This is a genomic window from Rhizobacter sp. P2_H2 (genome assembly GCF_056403375.1).
On record NZ_JBFUFP010001025.1, the window covers coordinates 1 to 1,927 of the forward strand.

Annotated in this window: 2 protein-coding genes and 1 pseudogene; all 3 read left to right on the top strand. The window is 70.6% G+C overall.

The window, feature by feature from the left end; translation table 11 throughout:
* A partial coding sequence (gene tagH, locus AC1D15_RS29590) for a type VI secretion system-associated FHA domain protein TagH (RefSeq protein WP_477828831.1) occupies positions 1-821 on the top strand: 821 nt, incomplete at its 5' end.
* A gap of 7 nt (positions 822-828) precedes the next feature.
* Positions 829-1,650: a PP2C family protein-serine/threonine phosphatase gene (locus tag AC1D15_RS29595; protein WP_197067018.1), complete on the top strand. Its 822-nt coding sequence runs from the start codon at positions 829-831 to the stop codon at positions 1,648-1,650.
* Between the two features lie 79 nt (positions 1,651-1,729).
* A pseudogene (locus tag AC1D15_RS29600) lies at positions 1,730-1,927 on the top strand (hypothetical protein); the annotation flags it as partial.

The window sequence follows — 1,927 nt, forward strand, 5'->3', positions numbered from 1 at the left end:
GGGCTGCACCGCCGGCTGCACGCATCCGCGGCGACGACCTCACGCCGACGACGACGATGCCCGGCGTGCGCCCGGCCCGGCCGTCGCTGATGACCTCGGCACCGATGCCGCTGACGCCGATGCCGCCCACGCCGGTGGCACCGCCCGTGGCTGTTCCACCGCCCGCCACGCGCCCGCCCGCGGCCGCCCCGGCCTACGCCGCCGGCGACACCACGCCCGACGCGCTGTGGGCCGCGTTCTGCGAAGGCGCGGGCATCCAGCTGCAACCGCCGCAGGGCCTGAACCCGGCGCTGATGCGGGTGATCGGCGAGTTGCTGCGCCATTCGGTGGACGGCACGCTGAAGCTGGTCGCCACGCGGGCCGCCGCCAAGCAGGAGCTGCGCGCCGATGTGACGATGATCCAGGCCCGCAACAACAACCCGCTGAAGTTCTCGCCGGATGCCGGTACCGCGATCGAGCAGCTGCTGCAGCCGCCGATGCGCGGCTTCATGGTCGGCCCGGCCGCGGTGCACGATGCGATGGACGACCTGGTCGGCCACGCGATCGGCACGATGGTGGGCATGCGCGCCGCGCTCGAAGGCGTGCTCAAGCGCTTCGAGCCCTCGCAGCTCGAGAGCAAGCTCTCCGGCAACAGCGTGCTCGACAGCGTGCTGCCGATGAACCGCCGCGCCAAGCTCTGGGAACAGTACCTGCAGCACTACCAGCGCATCCACGAAGACGCCCAGGAGGATTTCCACGAGTTGTTCGGCAAGGCCTTCATCAAGGCCTATGAAGACCAGCTGGACCGCCTGGACGCCGAGCGCCATCCGGGCCGCACCTGACGGACGCATGCCCATGCTGCAAGTCGAGATCGCCGCCCGCAGCGAGGTAGGCGGGCGAAGCCGCAACGAGGACGACCTGCGCCACGGCGTCAGCGGGCCGTTCTGCTATGCCGTGCTGGCCGACGGGGCCGGCGGGCACCGGGGCGGCAACGTCGCCTCCGACATGGTGGTGCGCATGACGGCGCTCGGCCTGCAGTCGGCGACGCAGGCGACGCCCGAGTACCTGACGCAGCTGGTGTGCGACACGCATGCGGCGATCAACGAGCAGCAGCAGGGCAAGCGCAGCGCCGAGCGCATGCATGCGACGCTGGTCGCGCTGTGGATCGACATGCGGCGCGAGGAAGCGCTGTGGACGCACGTCGGCGACTCGCGCCTGTACATGCTGCGCCATGGCCGCGTGTGCCACGTGACGCGCGACGACAGCGTCGTGCAGCGCATGGTCGACGCCGGCTACCTGACGCCGGAAGAGGCGATCGACCACCCGCACAAGAACCAGCTGCTCAGCGCGATGGGCACCGAGGGACCGGTGGAGCCGAGCACGCTGGAGACCCACATGCCGATCGAGGACGGCGACGCCTTCCTGCTGTGCTCCGACGGCTGGTGGGACCTGTTCTCGAAGCGGGCGATCGAGTCGGCCTTCGCCGCCGCCGATTCGGCCGGGGACTGGCTGGACCGCATGGGCGAGACCATCCGCGCCGCGGCCAAGCCGAAGCAGGACAACTACACCGCGATCGCGGTGTGGGTCGGCGATCCGTCGGAAACCACGCGGATGTCGGGGTTGTGGGAAGACGACACGCTGGGCGACGGGGCGGGCAAGGCGGCCCCTTGATCGTGGGATGCGTGACCTTCGTCGCTTCCGATGGGGGGTGGCAGCGGTCATGATCGCGGAATCTGTACGGAGGTCCCTGATGGACACGCTGAGCTTCAATTCGTCTTCGCTGCGCCGCACTGCCGGGCTGGTCCTGGCTGCCGCGCTGGCTGCCCCGCTGCTGGCCGCGCCGCTGCGCGCCCAGGATATGGGCGACACCCGGGTGCTGAAGGGCAACAAGGTCACCGAGGCCAACCTGCTGGACGCGCTGACGCCGCCGCCTGAGCCGGTCGTCACG